This is a genomic window from Pseudomonas sp. S8, assembly GCF_050473925.1.
Taxonomy (GTDB): Bacteria; Pseudomonadota; Gammaproteobacteria; order Pseudomonadales; family Pseudomonadaceae; genus Aquipseudomonas; species Aquipseudomonas parakoreensis.
Map to the genome: position 1 here is coordinate 5,399,654 of NZ_JBFDVZ010000016.1, position 13,374 is coordinate 5,413,027.

At 59.8% G+C, this 13,374-nt stretch carries 13 protein-coding genes and 1 tRNA gene; 6 read left to right on the plus strand and 8 right to left on the minus strand.

Going from position 1 to position 13,374, the window contains the following annotated elements:
- Positions 1-104: 104 nt before the first annotated feature.
- Positions 105-1,322: an MFS transporter gene (locus AB1J88_RS25600; protein ID WP_430292221.1), complete on the plus strand. Its 1,218-nt coding sequence runs from the start codon at positions 105-107 to the stop codon at positions 1,320-1,322.
- Positions 1,323-1,483: 161 nt separating this feature from the next.
- On the opposite strand, the gene ychF is transcribed toward AB1J88_RS25600, so the two are convergent.
- The 8 genes from ychF to AB1J88_RS25640 form a co-directional block, all read right to left on the minus strand.
- On the minus strand, positions 1,484-2,584 hold the full coding sequence (ychF, locus tag AB1J88_RS25605) for a redox-regulated ATPase YchF (protein ID WP_430292222.1): 1,101 nt from the start codon (positions 2,582-2,584) through the stop codon (positions 1,484-1,486).
- A gap of 22 nt (positions 2,585-2,606) precedes the next feature.
- Complete coding sequence (gene pth / locus AB1J88_RS25610; RefSeq protein ID WP_003228164.1) at positions 2,607-3,191, minus strand: aminoacyl-tRNA hydrolase; 585 nt, start codon at positions 3,189-3,191, stop codon at positions 2,607-2,609.
- Between the two features lie 169 nt (positions 3,192-3,360).
- Positions 3,361-3,963, minus strand: a complete 603-nt coding sequence (locus tag AB1J88_RS25615) for a 50S ribosomal protein L25/general stress protein Ctc (protein ID WP_007967646.1) — start codon at positions 3,961-3,963, stop codon at positions 3,361-3,363.
- A gap of 141 nt (positions 3,964-4,104) precedes the next feature.
- Positions 4,105-5,046, minus strand: coding sequence for a ribose-phosphate pyrophosphokinase (locus AB1J88_RS25620; RefSeq protein WP_003171603.1), 942 nt, complete (start codon positions 5,044-5,046; stop codon positions 4,105-4,107).
- A 45-nt stretch (positions 5,047-5,091) separates the two neighbouring features.
- Positions 5,092-5,166, minus strand: a tRNA-Gln gene (locus AB1J88_RS25625).
- A gap of 37 nt (positions 5,167-5,203) precedes the next feature.
- Positions 5,204-6,055 carry a 4-(cytidine 5'-diphospho)-2-C-methyl-D-erythritol kinase gene (ispE, locus tag AB1J88_RS25630; protein WP_027612238.1) on the minus strand — a complete coding sequence of 284 codons (852 nt, stop codon included), beginning with the start codon at positions 6,053-6,055 and terminating at the stop codon, positions 5,204-5,206.
- Positions 6,056-6,058: 3 nt separating this feature from the next.
- Positions 6,059-6,676, minus strand: coding sequence for a lipoprotein insertase outer membrane protein LolB (lolB, locus tag AB1J88_RS25635; protein WP_041072477.1), 618 nt, complete (start codon positions 6,674-6,676; stop codon positions 6,059-6,061).
- Between the two features lie 3 nt (positions 6,677-6,679).
- Entirely contained in the window at positions 6,680-8,404 is a 1,725-nt protein-coding gene (locus AB1J88_RS25640) for a tetratricopeptide repeat protein (RefSeq protein ID WP_430292223.1), read from the minus strand.
- 182 nt (positions 8,405-8,586) lie between these two features.
- Between AB1J88_RS25640 and hemA the strand changes: the two genes are divergently transcribed.
- Genes hemA through murI form a run of 5 tightly spaced genes read left to right on the plus strand, consistent with a single transcriptional unit; the run spans position 8,587 to position 13,316 of the window.
- The gene (gene hemA, locus AB1J88_RS25645; protein WP_041072472.1) at positions 8,587-9,873 is read left to right on the plus strand and encodes a glutamyl-tRNA reductase; all 1,287 of its coding nucleotides are present in this window, start codon (positions 8,587-8,589) and stop codon (positions 9,871-9,873) included.
- Complete coding sequence (prfA, locus tag AB1J88_RS25650; protein ID WP_041072470.1) at positions 9,870-10,952, plus strand: peptide chain release factor 1; 1,083 nt, start codon at positions 9,870-9,872, stop codon at positions 10,950-10,952. The genes hemA and prfA overlap by 4 nt, the downstream gene beginning before the upstream one ends.
- Positions 10,953-11,783, plus strand: coding sequence for a peptide chain release factor N(5)-glutamine methyltransferase (prmC, locus tag AB1J88_RS25655; protein WP_430292224.1), 831 nt, complete (start codon positions 10,953-10,955; stop codon positions 11,781-11,783). It abuts the gene before it with no gap.
- Positions 11,777-12,532 (plus strand): molybdopterin-synthase adenylyltransferase MoeB, encoded by a 756-nt coding sequence (locus AB1J88_RS25660; protein WP_086791597.1) that lies wholly within the window; start codon positions 11,777-11,779, stop codon positions 12,530-12,532. The genes prmC and AB1J88_RS25660 overlap by 7 nt, the downstream gene beginning before the upstream one ends.
- Entirely contained in the window at positions 12,525-13,316 is a 792-nt protein-coding gene (murI, locus tag AB1J88_RS25665) for a glutamate racemase (protein WP_430292226.1), read from the plus strand. The genes AB1J88_RS25660 and murI overlap by 8 nt, the downstream gene beginning before the upstream one ends.
- Positions 13,317-13,374 lie beyond the last annotated feature (58 nt).

The following is a 13,374-nucleotide window of genomic DNA, read 5'->3' on the forward strand; positions in this document are numbered from 1 at the left end:
AACTGGACGTTAGTTAGCTGGCTAAGGGGATGGCGCTGGTGCACCGAAAAATGGCACATTGACGCACCTGCCCGCGTGCACCCATCTGCTGTACGGAAACTTCCATGGCTATCAGCAACGCTCAGACCGCCGCTGCCTCGGCGTCCTCTCCTTCCCAAAGCAGCCCGTTGGTGATGCGTATCATCGGCGCGGTGGCGCTGGCGCATTTGATCAACGACCTGATTCAGTCAGTGCTGCCGTCGATCTATCCGATGCTCAAAGCCAACTATGGCTTGAGCTTCACTCAGGTCGGGCTGATCACGCTGACCTTCCAGTTGACCGCATCGCTGCTGCAGCCGTGGGTCGGTTATCACACTGACCGCCATCCAAAACCGTGGCTGTTGCCGGCGGGCTCGATCTGCACGCTGATCGGCATCGTGATGATGTCGGTGGTCGGCAGTTTTCCATTGATTCTGCTGGCGGCGGCATTGATCGGTATCGGTTCCTCGACCTTTCATCCCGAAGCCTCGCGAATTGCCCGGCTGGCCTCGGGTGGACGCTTTGGTCTGGCGCAATCGACCTTTCAGGTCGGTGGTAACGCCGGTTCTGCGTTCGGCCCGTTGCTGGCGGCGGCGATCATCATTCCGTTCGGTCAGGGCAACGTGGCGTGGTTCGGTCTGTTCGCGGTGTTTGCGCTGTTCGTGCTGTACCGCATCAGCCGCTGGTACGCCCATCACTTGAACCTGTTCAAGCTCAAGGCCGGGCAGGCGGCGACTCACGGGTTGTCGAAGGGCAGAGTGATCAGTGCGCTGGTGGTGCTCGGCTTGCTGGTGTTCTCCAAGTATTTCTACATGGCCAGCCTCACCAGCTATTTCACCTTCTACCTGATCGAGAAGTTCGACCTGTCGGTGGCCAGTTCGCAGTTGCACCTGTTCCTGTTTCTCGGTGCGGTGGCGGCGGGGACGTTCTTCGGCGGGCCGATTGGCGACAAGATCGGGCGTAAGGCGGTGATCTGGTTTTCGATTCTCGGCGTGGCGCCGTTCACCCTGCTGATGCCGCACGTCGATCTGTTCTGGACCACTGTCCTCAGTGTGGTGATCGGCTTCATTCTCGCCTCGGCGTTCTCGGCGATTGTGGTTTACGCGCAAGAGCTGGTGCCGGGTAATGTCGGGATGATTGCCGGTGTGTTCTTCGGCTTGATGTTCGGTTTTGGCGGGATCGGTGCGGCGTTGCTCGGGCATCTGGCGGATGTGCACGGTATCGAGTACGTGTATTTCCTGTGCTCGTTTTTGCCGTTGTTTGGCGTGCTGGCGATCTTCCTGCCGCGCACCAAAAAGGCCTGACCCCACACTATTTCCAACTGTGTGCGAGCCTGCTCGCGAATGCGGTATGGCATTCACAGAGATGTGACTGACACTCCCTCTTCGCGAGCAGGCTCGCACAGTGGAAATTTCAGGCACAAAAAAGCCGCGTATCAAACGCGGCTTTTTCTTGGGCGTGTCGCTTACACGTTGAAGCGGAAGTGCATCACGTCGCCGTCTTTGACGATGTAGTCCTTGCCTTCCAGGCGCCATTTACCGGCTTCCTTGGTACCGGCTTCGCCCTTGTACTGGATGAAGTCGTTGTAGGCGATGACTTCGGCGCGGATGAAGCCTTTTTCGAAGTCGGTGTGGATCACGCCGGCGGCTTGTGGTGCCGTGGCACCGACGCGGACGGTCCAGGCGCGGACTTCTTCGACACCGGCGGTGAAGTAGGTCTGCAGGTGGAGCATTTCGTAACCGGCGCGGATCACGCGGTTCAGGCCTGGCTCTTCCAGGCCCAGGGCCTCGAGGAACATGTCCTTCTCTTCGCCGTCGTCGAGCTCGGCGATTTCCGCTTCGATCTTGTTGCACACCGGAACAACCATGGCGCCTTCTTCTTCGGCGATGGCCTTGACCACGTCCAGGTGCGGGTTGTTCTCGAAACCGTCTTCAGCGACGTTGGCGATGTACATGACCGGTTTGGTGGTCAGCAGGTGGAAGCCCTTGATGATCGCCTTCTCGTCGGCGCTCATGTTCTTCATCAGGCTGCGCGCAGGCTTGCCTTCGGTGAAGTGAGGGATCAATTGCTCCAGCAGGGCTTTCTGAGCCACTGCGTCCTTGTCACCACCCTTGGCATTGCGCGCGACTTTCTGCAGTTGCTTCTCGCAGCTGTCGAGGTCGGCGAAGATCAGTTCCAGGTCGATGATTTCGATGTCGCGCTTCGGGTTGACGCTGTTGGACACGTGGATCACGTTGTCGTCTTCGAAGCAGCGCACCACGTGAGCGATGGCGTCGGTTTCACGGATGTTGGCCAGGAACTTGTTGCCCAGACCTTCACCTTTCGAGGCGCCGGCCACCAGGCCTGCGATGTCGACGAATTCCATGGTGGTCGGCAGGATGCGTTTCGGATTGACGATGGCCGCCAGAGCGTCCAGACGCGGATCCGGCATCGGCACGATGCCGCTGTTCGGCTCGATGGTGCAGAAGGGGAAGTTCTCGGCCGCGATACCGGATTTGGTCAGGGCGTTGAACAGGGTGGACTTGCCGACGTTAGGCAGGCCGACGATGCCGCAATTGAATCCCATGGTGTTTCCCCTCGGATTAGAGTCAGGCCTTCTGGCTGTGCAGGTTTTTCATCGCGCGGTTCCATTCACCGGCGAGGATATCCGGCAGCACGCCGAGGGCAAAGTCGATGCTGGCATCGAGTTTTTCCTGTTCGGCGCGTGGCGCACGACCCAGGACGAAATTTGAAACCATACTGGCGACGCCCGGGTGGCCGATGCCAAGCCGCAGGCGGTAGAACGTATTCTGATTGCCCAGTTGCGCGATGATGTCGCGCAACCCGTTGTGACCGCCATGGCCGCCGCCCTGCTTGAGCTTGGCGACGCCCGGAGGCAAGTCGAGTTCGTCGTGCGCCACCAGGATTTCTTCAGGCTTGATGCGGAAGAAACCGGCGAGTGCCGCCACGGCCTGGCCGCTGCGGTTCATGTAGGTGGTGGGAATCAGCAGACGAACATCCTGACCCTGATGCGAGTAGCGCCCGGTCAGGCCGAAATATTTGCGATCGGCCACAAGGTTCACACCTTGCGCGGCGGCGATGCGCTCAACAAAAAGGGCCCCTGCGTTATGCCGGGTCTGTTCGTATTCGGCGCCTGGATTTCCCAGGCCAACGATCAGTTTGATGGCAGTCACGATAGGGGCCCTTCCTTGGAGTGGTGTTTGACATCGCCGCGATCAGTGAAGGCGGCGAAAGTGGACGAAAATTGCTCATTTACCATGAATGTAAACTCCGCGTTCTCGCCCGCTTTCTCGCTACGTTCCAGTCCGCGATGTTTCACTCACTCCGACGAACAGAGTGAAATTACTCTGCTGCGCCTTCTTCGGTAGCTTCTGGAGCAACACGTGGAGCGTGGACGTTGGCTACTGCCTTGTCATCGCCGTGTGCCAGAGCAACGAACTCGACACCTTTAGGAGCTTTGAGGTCCGACAGGTGAACGATGGTGCCGATTTCAGCGTTAGCCAGGTCGACTTCGATGAACTCAGGCAGGTCTTTTGGCAGGCAGGAAACTTCGATCTCGGCAACAACGTGCGAGATTTCGCCGCCTTTCTTCACTGGAGCAGCTTCGTTGATGAAGTGCACAGGAACGATAGCGGTCAGTTTCTGGCCAGCTACAACGCGTACGAAGTCAGCGTGCATCACGTGGCCTTTGGCCGGGTGACGTTGCAGGGCTTTGATGACGACGTTTTGTTTCTTGCCACCAACGTTCAGCTCGATGATGTGGCTGTAAGCCGCTTCGTTTTCGAGCAGTTTGGCAACTTCTTTGGCCAGCATGCTGATGGATTCAGGGGCTTTGTCGCCACCGTAAACAACAGCTGGAACCAGAGCGGCGAGACGACGCAGGCGGCGGCTCGCACCTTTCCCCAGGTCGGAACGCACTTCAGCATTCAGAGTAAAATCGTTCATTTTGTATCTCCAAAATAGCCATGACCGAGCGGCGTTTGCGACCAGCGCCAAACACGGTATGGGCAAAAAAGCCCCGCCCCGACAGGTATGCCGGGGCGGGGCGCTTTTCGTCAACGAGACATTTCGAGAAGGGCAGGGCCCTTAACGGAACATCGCGCTGATCGATTCTTCATTGCTGATGCGGCGAACCGCTTCGGCAACAACCGGTGCGATATCCAGTTGACGGATACGTGCACAGGCTTGTGCTGCAGCGGACAGCGGGATGGTGTTAGTCACCACCAGCTCGTCCAGCACGGAATTTTCGATATTCTCGATGGCCCGACCCGACAGCACAGGGTGTGTGCAGTAGGCAAAGACCTTGGCTGCGCCATGCTCTTTCAAGGCCTTGGCCGCGTGGCACAGAGTGCCGGCGGTATCGACCATGTCATCGACCAGAATGCAGGTACGCCCTTCGACATCACCGATGATATGCATCACTTCAGAGTGATTGGCTTTCTCACGGCGTTTGTCGATGATCCCGAGATCCACGCCCAGGGATTTGGCAACAGCCCGTGCACGCACGACGCCACCAATGTCCGGGGACACGATCATCAGGTTTTCGAAGCGCTGATCTTCAATGTCATCCACCAGAACCGGGGAGCCGTAGATGTTATCTACCGGAATATCGAAGAAACCCTGAATCTGGTCAGCATGCAGATCAACCGTGAGCACACGGTCGATGCCGACTACGGTAAGCATGTCAGCAACGACTTTCGCGCTGATAGCCACACGTGCGGAACGCGGACGGCGATCCTGACGGGCATAACCAAAATAAGGAATAACAGCAGTGATACGAGTAGCCGAGGAGCGGCGGAAGGCATCAGCCATCACTACCAGTTCCATCAGGTTATCGTTGGTCGGAGCGCAAGTCGGCTGAATAATGAAAACGTCTTTACCGCGAACGTTTTCATTGATCTCGGCAGTAATTTCGCCGTCGGAAAACTTGCCGACAGAGATGTCACCGAGAGGGATATGCAGCTGACGTACAACACGCCGAGCCAGATCGGGGTTAGCGTTCCCCGTAAAGACCATCATCTTGGACACGCGCAGTACCTAGAGGCTGAGGGTAACCTGGATGAGTATAGAAAATGGCAGGGGCGGCTGGATTCGAACCAACGCATGGCAGGATCAAAACCTGCTGCCTTACCGCTTGGCGACGCCCCTGTATCTGTTGCTTCAAGTGCCTGGCACTTGATTCCTTTTAGAGCAGACTTTGCAGCTTGCGATGCAACATCGAAACGTTGCTTCCTTTCGCTACAAACCCTGTAAGGGTCTCTGTCAGAAGGGCCGAGACTTTATCAGCTTCAGCTTTGCTTGGGAAGCCCCCAAACACACAACTTCCAGTTCCGGTGAGTTTTGCTTCGGTAAATTTACCTAACAAATCCAATGCGTTACGTACTTCTGGATAACGCCTTGCAACCACCGGCAAGCAGTCATTTCGACTGTTTCCCTCGGGAACGGGGCGCACTTTAATGGGCGGCGTGTTACGTGTCAACAAAGGATCGGAAAAAATTTCTGCCGTACTTACAGAGACTTGCGGCACGAGCACCAGATACCACGGTTCTTCGGGGTCGACCGGGGTCAGTTTTTCGCCCACGCCCTCGGCAAAAGCCGCGTGACCACGAACGAAAACCGGCACGTCAGCGCCAAGCGACAGGCCCAATGCCGCGAGGCGATCTTCATCCCAGCCCAGTTGCCACAAGTGATTGAGGCCGAGCAGGGTGGTCGCCGCGTTGGAGCTGCCGCCACCGATGCCGCCGCCCATGGGCAGCACCTTGTCGATCCAGATGTCGATGCCCAGTGTGCAGCCAGACTGTTGCTGCAGCATTTTCGCCGCGCGCACGATCAGGTTGCTGTCGTGGGGCACGCCAGCGAATTCGGTGTGCAGATGAATCACGCCATCATCGCGCACGGCGAAGGTGATTTCGTCGCCGTAATCGACGAACTGAAACAGTGTCTGCAATTCGTGGTAGCCGTCCGCGCGGCGCCCGAGAATGTGCAGCATCAGGTTGAGCTTGGCCGGCGACGGCAGCGTCAGACGTGGAGCGGTCATGCTTTATTGCCCCAATTTACGCGGTTGCCAGGTCTTGATCACCAGCGTCACGTCCAGATCGGTGCCATGCAGTTTGATTCGCTCGGGCAGCCAGTAACCGTTCTGCTCGGCGTAGCTGAGGTACTCGACCTTCCAGCCGTCCTGTTCCAGATTGGCCAGGCGACTGTCGTTATCCAGGGTCAGACGGCTTTTGCTGCTGGGCGCCGGCAGGCCACGGACCCACCAGGCCAGATTCGACACGGGCAACTTCCAGCCCAGTTGCTCTTCGAGCAGCGCTTCCGGTGACTCGGCGTCATAGCGGCCCTGATTGGCGACTTCCAGCGAGACCTTGCCCGGACGCCCGGTCAGACGCGCCGCGCCACGACCCAGCGGGCCGGACAGACGAATGTCGTAGTAGTCCTGACGTTGCAGCCAGAACAGCGTGCCGCTACCGGAATCTTTCGGTGCGCGGATACCGATCTTGCCGTCGATCTGCCAGCCGTCGAGGCCGGTCAGCTGTTGTTTGTTCGCGGCCCACTGAGCCGGACTGCCGTGGCCCTCGACCGATTCGCGAGCACCGAAGCCCGCACAACCGGCGAGCAGGGCGATGAAGCTGAAAACAATAACGTGGCGCAAAAACATGAGTTAAAGAGTCTCGGATCCGGTCAGGCGCTTGATGGTGCTGCGCAGGATGGTGCTGTCGGGCTGATCCTTGAGGAATTTGCCCCAGACTTGTTTGGCTTCGCGCTGATTGCCCTTGACCCACAGGACTTCGCCCAGGTGCGCGGCGACTTCGTGGTCCGGGAAGCGCTCGAGCGCCTGACGCAGATACTTCTCGGCGTCGTCCAGATTGCCCATGCGGAAATTCACCCAGCCAAGGCTGTCGAGTACCGCCGGGTCTTCCGGATTGATCTGGTGCGCCTGTTCGATCAGGGCTTTGGCTTCTGCATAGCGGGTAGTGCGATCGGACAGGGTATAGCCCAGCGCATTGAGCGCCATGGCGTTGTCCGGGTCGCGCTTGATGATCAGGCGCAGGTCTTTTTCCATCTGTGCGAGGTCATTGCGTTTTTCCGCGAGCATGGCCCGGGTGTAGAGCAGATTCAGATCGTCCGGGTATTGCTGCAAGGCTTTATCCAGCGTTTTCCAGGCCTTGTCGTCCTGTTTGTTGGCCGACAGGGTTTCGGATTCGATCAGATACAGCTGGATAGCGTAATCCGGCTGGGCATCGCGTTCGGCGGCGAGTTTGCTCTGGGCTTCGGCGGTCTTGCCGTTGTTCATCAGAATATCGGCCTGACGCAGTTGCGCCGGCAGATAGTCATTGCCAGGGCCGACCTGCGCGTATTCGATCAGCGCGCCCTGCGGGTCGTTGCGTTCTTCGGCGATGCGACCGAGGTTCAGGTGCGCCGAGTCAACGTGGCTTTCCCGGGCGATCAGGTCTTCCAGGTAACCCTTGGCCTCGTCCCAGGCCTTGGCTTCCAGGCACACCAGTGCCAGCGAATAACGCAGTTCGTCGTCTTCCGGGTATTGCTGAACCAGGGTGGAGAACTCGACCTTGGCGTCGTCCATCCGGTCCTGTTCGACCAGGGTGCGCGCATACGTCAGGCGCAGGCGCTTGTCGTCCGGGTATTTCTTGATGCTTTTGCGCAGCAGTGGCAATGCTTCGTCGCCACGATTCAGGGTTTGCAGCAGGCGCGCGCGCAACAGGATCGGAGCAATCTCGCCTTCTTCCGGCGGGTTGTCTTCGAGCAGGCTCAGGGCGGCTTTATTGTCGCCGTCCTGTTGCAGCAACAGGGCCTTGCCGAAAATCAGCTGACTGTTCTTCGGGTGGCGCTGCAGCAGACGGTCGAAACTTTTCATCAAACCGTTGCGGGTTTCCTGATCGGTATCGGCCGCCGACAGTGCGAGGAAGTCGAAATGAGTGTCGCCCTTGCCTTGCAGAACTTTTTCCATGTAGACCATGGAGTCATCGTAACGCCCGGCGCGGGCCAGCTGCACGGCAGCGGCGCGCTGCGCTTCGAGGTCGTCCGGGGCGTTTTTTGCCCAGATCAGCGCGGTATCCAGCGCAGGCTGGTCGGCGCCGAGGTATTCGGCGATGCGGAACGCGCGCTCGGAAACCCCCGGGTCCTGAGTATTGATCGCCTGGGTCACGTAGTTGTCCAGGGCAATATCGAACCGATTGCGCTGGCCGGCGAGTTCGGCGCTCAGCAGGCTGAAAACGGTTTCCTCGCTGAACGAGCTGTAAACCTTGGGTTTTTCAGGCGTGGACGCGGTGTCTTCGACCGGCGGAGTACCGTCCGGCGAAACGGGTGCCATGGCCTGGCAGCCGCTGAGGAAGACAAAAGCAAGGAGCAACGCGGAAGATCTATTCATATAGGAAGAGGACGACTAACCTGCGGTCGGATCATCATGACACAAGCCTTCGGCCAAACATAACCGAGTCTCGAATGTGGCCTTTATAGTGGCCGACAATTGGGACAATAGTCAGCGGTAGTTGTTCTGAATCTGACGAAGTAGGACAATTGCCGGCTTCACGTCACCATCAGCGACCTTGAATGGCCTTCCTTGCACTCGGTATTAACCACAAGACTGCTTCAGTAGACGTCCGCGAGCGCGTGGCCTTTACCCCTGAGCAGCTGGTGGAGGCCTTGCAGCAGCTCTGCCGACTCACCGACAGCCGCGAAGCTGCGATCCTCTCCACCTGCAATCGCAGTGAGCTTTATATAGAACAGGATCAGATTTCCGCTGATCTGGTTCTGCGCTGGCTGGCCGATTATCACCATTTAAGCCTCGATGAGCTGCGCGCGAGCGCCTATGTGCACGAAGATGATGCGGCAGTTCGTCACATGATGCGCGTCGCCTCCGGGCTCGACTCGCTGGTGCTGGGCGAACCGCAGATCCTCGGCCAGATGAAATCGGCCTACGCCGTGGCGCGTGAGGCGGGCACCATCGGCCCGCTGCTGGGGCGGCTGTTTCAAGCGACGTTCAACGCCGCCAAGCAAGTGCGTACCGACACCGCCATCGGTGAAAACCCGGTGTCCGTGGCGTTTGCCGCCGTCAGCCTGGCCAAACAGATTTTCAGTGATTTGCAGCGCAGCCAGGCCCTGTTGATCGGCGCCGGCGAGACCATCACGCTGGTCGCCCGCCATTTGCACGAGCTGGGGGTCAAGCGCATCGTGGTCGCCAACCGTACGCTGGAACGCGCCAGCCTGCTGGCCGAGCAGTTCGGCGCGCATGCGGTGCTGCTATCGGACATTCCGGCAGAACTGGTGCGCAGCGATATCGTGATCAGTTCGACCGCCAGTCAGTTGCCGATCCTCGGTAAAGGCGCCGTCGAAAGCGCGCTGAAGCAGCGCAAGCACAAGCCGATCTTCATGGTCGACATCGCCGTACCCCGCGACATCGAGCCGGAAGTTGGCGAACTCGACGACGTTTACCTGTACAGCGTCGACGATCTGCACGAAGTGGTTGCCGAGAACCTCAAGAGTCGGCAGGGCGCAGCCCAGGCGGCGGAAGAGATGGTCTCGGTCGGCGCCGACGATTTCATGGTGCGCCTGCGCGAACTGGCGGCGGTCGATGTGCTCAAGGCTTATCGGCAACAGAGCGAACGCCTGCGCGACGAGGAGCTGCAAAAGGCCCTGCGTCTGCTGGCCAACGGCGGCAACGCTGAAGAGGTGCTCGGGCAACTGGCCCGTGGCCTGACCAATAAACTGCTGCATGCGCCCAGCGTGCAGTTGAAAAAGCTTTCTGCCGAAGGCCGCCTCGATGCGCTGGCCATGGCCCAGGAACTCTTCGCCCTCGAGGGCTCACCGGATAGTTTTTCGGATAAAAAACCGCAATGAAAGCGTCACTGCTCAACAAGCTGGACATCCTCCAGGACCGTTTCGAGGAACTGACCGCGCTGCTCGGCGACGGCGAAGTCATTGCCGATCAGGCCAAATTCCGCGCTTATTCCAAGGAATACGCCGAACTCGAGCCGGTGGTACAAGGCTATAAAAAGCTGCTCGGCGTACAAAGTGATCTTGAAGGCGCCCAGGCGCTGCTCAAGGACAGCGACCCGGACATGCGTGAAATGGCCGTGGAAGAAGTCCGCGAAGCCAAGGAATTGCTGATCAGACTGGAAGATGATCTGCAGCGCATGTTGCTGCCCAAGGATCCCAATGACGGGCGTAACGTCTTTCTCGAAATCCGCGCCGGTACCGGTGGCGACGAAGCGGCGATCTTCTCCGGCGATCTGTTTCGCATGTACTCGCGTTACGCCGAACGGCGTGGCTGGCGCGTGGAGATCCTTTCGGAAAACGAAGGCGAGCATGGTGGCTATAAAGAAGTCATCGCCCGCATTGAAGGCGACAACGTTTACGGCAAGCTGAAATTCGAGTCCGGCGCGCACCGCGTACAGCGTGTACCCGCCACCGAATCCCAGGGCCGTATCCACACCTCGGCCTGCACCGTGGCGGTGTTGCCCGAGCCGGACGAGCGGGAAGCCATCGAGATCAACCCGGCGGATCTGCGTGTCGACACTTACCGCTCCTCCGGGGCCGGTGGTCAGCACGTCAACACCACCGACTCGGCGATCCGCATCACGCACATACCGACCGGCACCGTCGTCGAGTGCCAGGAAGAACGTTCCCAGCACAAGAACCGTGCGCGGGCGATGGCCTGGCTGTCGGCCAAGCTCAACGACCAGCAGACCGCCGCAGCGGCCAATGCGATTGCCAGCGAGCGTAAGCTGCTGGTCGGTTCCGGCGACCGTTCCGAGCGTATTCGTACTTACAACTTTGCTCAGGGCCGGGTCACCGACCATCGCGTCAACCTGACCCTGTACTCCCTGGATGAAATCCTCGCCGGTGGCGTTGAAGCGGTGATCGAGCCTTTGCTGGCCGAATACCAGGCCGACCAGCTTGCAGCGATAGGTGAATAAATGACCATCATTGCCAGTCTGCTGCGTGCCGCCGAACTGCCGGATTCGCCAACGGCGCGCCTGGATGCCGAATTGCTCCTGGCGGCGGCACTGGGCAAGTCGCGCAGCTTCCTCCACACCTGGCCCGAGCGCATCGTACCCAGCGAAGCGGTGCTGATTTTTACCGAGTACCTGCAACGGCGTCGAAGTGGCGAGCCGGTGGCCTACATCCTCGGTCAGCAGGGTTTCTGGAAACTCGATCTGGAAGTCGCGCCGCACACGTTGATCCCTCGCCCGGACACCGAATTGCTGGTCGAAGCCGCGCTGGAGCTGCTGGCGGCAACGCCGGCGAAAGTGCTCGATCTGGGCACCGGCAGCGGCGCGATTGCCCTGGCCCTGGCCAGCGAACGCCCGGCGTGGCAAGTCACGGCGGTGGATCGCGTGCTGGAAGCCGTGGCCCTGGCCGAACGCAACCGTCAGCGCTTGAACCTGAGCAACGCCACGGTGCTGAGCAGCCATTGGTTCAGCGCCCTCCAAGCCCAGCGCTTCGATCTGATCATCAGCAACCCGCCCTACATCGCCGCTGCCGACCCGCATCTGGTCGAGGGCGACGTGCGCTTCGAACCGGCCAGTGCGCTGGTGGCCGGTGTCGACGGGCTCGACGATCTGCGCCTGATCGTTGCCCAGGCGCCGGATCATCTGGAAGCCGGCGGCTGGCTGATGCTCGAACACGGCTATGATCAAGCCGAGGCCGTGCGTGATCTGCTGCTCACTCGCGGTTTTGAACAAGTCCACAGCCGCACCGATCTGGGCGGCCATCAACGGATCAGCCTGGGGCGCCTGCCGTGCTGAATGATCAGGAATTGCTGCGCTACAGCCGGCAGATTCTGCTGCAACACATCGACATCGATGGGCAACTGAAGCTCAAAGACAGCCGCGTGCTGATCGTCGGCCTCGGCGGTCTCGGTGCGCCGGTCGCGCTGTATCTGGCGGCGGCCGGTGTCGGTGAGTTGCATCTGGCGGATTTCGACACGGTCGACCTGACCAATCTGCAGCGTCAGATCATTCATGACACCGACAGCGTCGGCATGAGCAAGGTCGACTCGGCGCTCAAGCGCCTCGGCGCGATCAATCCCGAGATTCAACTGGTGCCGCACCGTCAGGCGCTGGACGAGGACTCCCTTGCCGCTGCCGTGTCGGCGGTGGATCTGGTGCTCGACTGTTCCGACAATTTCTCCACCCGCGAAGCGGTCAACGCCGCGTGCGTGGCCGCGCGCAAGCCGCTGGTCAGCGGCGCGGCGATTCGTCTGGAAGGGCAGTTGGCGGTGTTCGACCCGCGTCGCCCGGAAAGTCCGTGTTATCACTGCCTGTACGGGCATGGCAGCGAAGCCGAACTGACGTGCAGCGAGGCCGGTGTGGTCGGGCCACTGGTGGGCCTGGTCGGCAGTCTTCAGGCGCTCGAAGCCTTGAAAGTGCTGGTCGGTTTCGGCGAACCACTGGTAGGCCGCTTGCTGCTGATCGATGCCTTGGGTTCGCGCTTTCGTGAGCTGCGGGTCAAGCGCGATCCGGGCTGCAGCGTCTGCGGATCGCACGATGCGTGAGGCACCGATCGCGGTGTTCGATTCCGGTGTCGGCGGCTTGTCGGTACTGGCCGAGATCCAGCGGTTGCTGCCCCATGAGTCACTGCTGTACTTCGCCGATTGCGGGCACATTCCCTACGGCGAGAAATCCCCTGAGTTCATCCGCCAGCGCTGCAAGGTGATGGCCGGTTTTTTCCGCGAGCAGGGTGCCAAGGCCCTGGTGATTGCCTGCAACACCGCGACGGTGGCCGCTGTTGCCGATCTGCGCCGGGATTTCCCCGAGTGGCCGATTGTCGGCATGGAGCCTGCGGTCAAACCTGCTGCTGCCGCGACCCGTAGCGGTGTGGTTGGCGTACTTGCCACCACCGGCACGTTGCAGAGCGCCAAGTTCGCCGCGTTGCTCGATCGTTTCGCCACCGACGTGCGCGTCATCACCCAGCCGTGTCCCGGCCTGGTCGAGCTGATTGAAAGCGGTGATCTGCATAGCGCCGAGCTGCGCGCATTGCTCCAGCACTATGTCGAGCCGTTGCTGGCCAACGGTTGCGACACGATCATTCTCGGCTGCACCCACTATCCGTTTCTCAAACCGATGCTCAAGTCGATGCTCCCCGAAAGCATCAGCCTGATCGACACCGGTGCCGCTGTTGCCCGCCAGTTGCAGCGGCTGCTGGCCGAGCGTGAGTTGCTCGCCAACGGACCGAACCAACCAGTCAGATTCTGGACCAGCGCCGATCCGACGTCCTTTCGCAAAATCCTGCCCCTGTTGGGCCAGGCAGCCGGCGACGTCGAAAAATTCATCTTGTAAAAAAAATGTGAAATATCTAAAAAGTCAGCTGAACTTCTGCTCAAGCGCTGATTTCTAT